General features: G+C 54.0%; 3 protein-coding genes. 1 reads left to right on the top strand and 2 read right to left on the bottom strand.

Translation table 11 applies throughout. From position 1 onward, the window contains the following. Positions 1-24: 24 nt before the first annotated feature. Together clpA and clpS are read right to left on the bottom strand one after the other, a co-directional pair. Entirely contained in the window at positions 25-2,304 is a 2,280-nt protein-coding gene (gene clpA / locus HMPREF9538_RS23270; RefSeq protein WP_002896522.1) for an ATP-dependent Clp protease ATP-binding subunit ClpA, read from the bottom strand. Positions 2,305-2,334: 30 nt separating this feature from the next. After that, positions 2,335-2,652 carry an ATP-dependent Clp protease adapter ClpS gene (clpS, locus tag HMPREF9538_RS23275; RefSeq protein WP_002896520.1) on the bottom strand — a complete coding sequence of 106 codons (318 nt, stop codon included), beginning with the start codon at positions 2,650-2,652 and terminating at the stop codon, positions 2,335-2,337. Between the two features lie 325 nt (positions 2,653-2,977). Between clpS and cspD the strand changes: the two genes are divergently transcribed. Continuing rightward, positions 2,978-3,199, top strand: coding sequence for a cold shock-like protein CspD (gene cspD / locus HMPREF9538_RS23280; protein ID WP_002896516.1), 222 nt, complete (start codon positions 2,978-2,980; stop codon positions 3,197-3,199). Positions 3,200-3,250 lie beyond the last annotated feature (51 nt).

Genomic DNA, 3,250 nt, shown 5'->3' with positions numbered 1-3,250 from the left:
TTTTTTTACATTGAAGATATCGCCTTAGTGGGCCGCTTCCGGTTTGTGCTTCGGCGCGCTCTGGAAGTCGTAAGTCAGCGTATTTTTGTCGCTGTCCAGAGAGACAGTGACCTGACCACCGTCGACCAGCGAGCCAAACAGCAGTTCGTTCGCCAGCGGTTTTTTCAGGTTGTCCTGAATGACGCGTCCCATTGGACGTGCCCCCATCGCCCGATCGTAGCCTTTCGTCGCCAGCCAGTCGCGCGCTTCCTGACTCACTTCCAGGGAGACGCCTTTCTGGTCCAGCTGGACCTGCAGCTCGACGATAAACTTGTCGACAACCTGATGGATCACCGTGGTAGACAAATGATCGAACCAGATGATGTTGTCGAGGCGGTTACGGAACTCCGGCGTAAAGATCTTTTTGATCTCATCCATCGCATCCGGACTGTTGTCCTGCTGAATAAGGCCAATCGATTTACGCTCGGTTTCCCGCACCCCGGCGTTGGTGGTCATCACCAGCACCACGTTGCGGAAGTCCGCTTTACGGCCGTTATTATCGGTCAGCGTCCCGTTATCCATCACCTGCAGCAGCAGGTTGAACACGTCCGGATGCGCTTTTTCGATCTCATCAAGCAGCAATACCGCGTGCGGATGTTTAATCACCGCATCGGTCAGCAGCCCGCCCTGATCGAAGCCGACGTAGCCCGGAGGCGCCCCGATCAAACGGCTGACGGTATGACGTTCCATATATTCGGACATGTCAAAGCGCAGCAGCTCAATCCCTAACGCCTTCGCCAGCTGGACGGTCACTTCGGTTTTCCCGACCCCGGTCGGCCCGGCGAACAGGAACGATCCCACCGGCTTGTGCTCATGGCCCAGCCCGGCGCGCGCCATTTTAATAGCCTCGGTCAGCGCCTCGATGGCTTTATCCTGTCCAAAGACCAGCATTTTCAGACGGTCGCCCAGGTTTTTCAGCGTGTCGCGATCGCTGCGGGAGACGCTCTTCTCAGGGATCCGCGCAATGCGCGCCACCACTGATTCGATATCCGCCACGTTAACCGTTTTCTTACGCTTGCTGACCGGCATTAAGCGCGCCCGCGCGCCCGCTTCGTCAATGACGTCAATCGCCTTATCCGGCAGATGACGATCGTTAATGTATTTCACCGCCAGTTCAACCGCCGCACGCACCGCTTTGGCGGTATAACGCACATCATGGTGCGCTTCGTACTTCGGCTTCAGGCCGTTGATAATCTGGACCGTCTCTTCCACCGACGGTTCGGTAATATCGATCTTCTGGAAACGGCGGGCCAGCGCACGATCTTTTTCAAAGATGTTGCTGAACTCCTGGTAAGTGGTGGAGCCGATCACCCGGATCTTGCCGCTGGAAAGCAGCGGTTTGATCAGGTTAGCCGCATCGACCTGGCCGCCAGACGCCGCCCCCGCACCGATAATGGTGTGGATTTCATCAATAAACAGGATGCTGTTGGTATCCTGCTCCAGCTGTTTGAGCAACGCTTTGAAGCGTTTTTCAAAATCGCCACGATATTTGGTCCCTGCCAGCAAAGAGCCAATGTCGAGCGAGTAGATAGTGCAGTCGGCCATCACTTCCGGCACATCGCCCTGCACAATACGCCAGGCAAGGCCTTCGGCGATCGCGGTTTTACCGACGCCGGATTCCCCCACCAGCAGCGGGTTATTTTTCCGCCGACGGCACAGGACCTGAATCGCGCGCTCCAGCTCTTTTTCACGGCCGATCAGGGGATCAATACCGCCGACGCGAGCAAGCTGATTGAGGTTGGTGGTGAAGTTTTCCATACGTTCCTCCCCGCCGGCTTGCTCTTCATTGCCAGGCTGGCTTCCGCTGTTATCGGAAGACTGGCTCGGCTCGTCTTTGCGTGTACCATGAGAAATGAAGTTCACCACATCAAGACGGCTCACTTCATGTTTACGCAGCAGGTAGGCGGCCTGCGACTCCTGCTCGCTGAAAATCGCCACCAGCACGTTGGCGCCGGTCACTTCGCTGCGGCCAGAAGATTGTACGTGGAAGACGGCGCGCTGCAGCACACGCTGGAAGCTTAGCGTCGGCTGGGTGTCGCGCTCTTCTTCCGTGGCTGGCAGAACGGGTGTGGTTTGTTCGATGAAGGCTTCAAGTTCCTGACGCAATGCCACCAGGTCCACTGAACACGCTTCCAGGGCCTCACGGGCCGAGGGGTTGCTTAGCAGAGCCAGCAGCAAGTGCTCGACGGTCATAAACTCATGACGGTGCTCGCGCGCTCTGGCGAAAGCCATATTTAAACTGAGTTCCAGTTCTTGATTGAGCATAGGCACCTCCCCCAATTTTCATGCCTGTATTCAGGCTTTTTCCAGCGTACACAGCAATGGATGCTCGTTCTCCCTCGCGTACTGATTCACCATAGCGACTTTGGTCTCCGCCACTTCCGCGGTAAACACGCCACAAATCGCCTTACCTTCATAGTGAACCGTGAGCATCAGTTGCGTTGCACGTTCAACATCATAAGAAAAGAATTTTTGTAACACGTCAATAACAAACTCCATCGGAGTGTAGTCATCATTGACCAATATCACTTTATACATAGATGGCGGTTTAATCGCATCACGAACTTCGTCGTCAACCAGGTGCTCGAAGTCCAGCCAATCTCTCTTACTCATCGTCAGTGTTCATCATCGGTTGCTGTTGCCAACAGGCGGAGGCCTGTCGATGACCAGAGGTTATGCTCATCACAAATCTACAATAGATCATAGATAACTATCATCTATCGCTTCTATCCGCGACGGCTGTCACATTCCCCGGCAATAGCGTTAACTGCTTCAAATTTTGACGCATTTTTCGCCGTTCCCCCTCCTCAATCGCTTGACGCGTTTTCGTATTTCTCTAAATTGTAGTGGCGAGAGTTGGCGAGCAATTGAACAACTCGTCACTCCACCACCGGTTCATTCCATCTTACTAATAAAGATTTACGAAGGATGTCGAAGTATGGAAATGGGTACTGTTAAGTGGTTCAACAATGCCAAAGGGTTCGGTTTTATCTGCCCTGAGGGCGGCGGCGAAGACATTTTCGCCCATTACTCCACCATCCAGATGGATGGTTACAGAACGCTAAAAGCCGGACAAGCCGTTCGGTTTGATGTTCACCAGGGGCCAAAAGGCAATCACGCCAGCGTGATCGTCCCTGTGGAAGCGGAAACGGCTGCATAACTCTTTTGCTTCATTGTGTACATCCTGCTAATAAAATGCCAGTCCTTCTGA

This window comes from Klebsiella sp. MS 92-3 (genome assembly GCF_000195655.1).
GTDB lineage: Bacteria > Pseudomonadota > Gammaproteobacteria > Enterobacterales > Enterobacteriaceae > Klebsiella > Klebsiella pneumoniae.
The sequence above is the reverse complement of the archived record's forward strand: the minus strand, read 5'-3'. Positions and strand labels throughout refer to the sequence as shown.

Bases quoted from the DNA above. Each gene is read 5' to 3' on its own strand.
- clpA (WP_002896522.1), bottom strand. From the start codon at position 2,304: ATGCTCAATCAAGAACTGGAACTCAGTTTAAATATGGCTTTCGCCAGA.
- clpS (WP_002896520.1), bottom strand. From the start codon at position 2,652: ATGAGTAAGAGAGATTGGCTGGACTTCGAGCACCTGGTTGACGACGAA.
- cspD (WP_002896516.1), top strand. From the start codon at position 2,978: ATGGAAATGGGTACTGTTAAGTGGTTCAACAATGCCAAAGGGTTCGGT.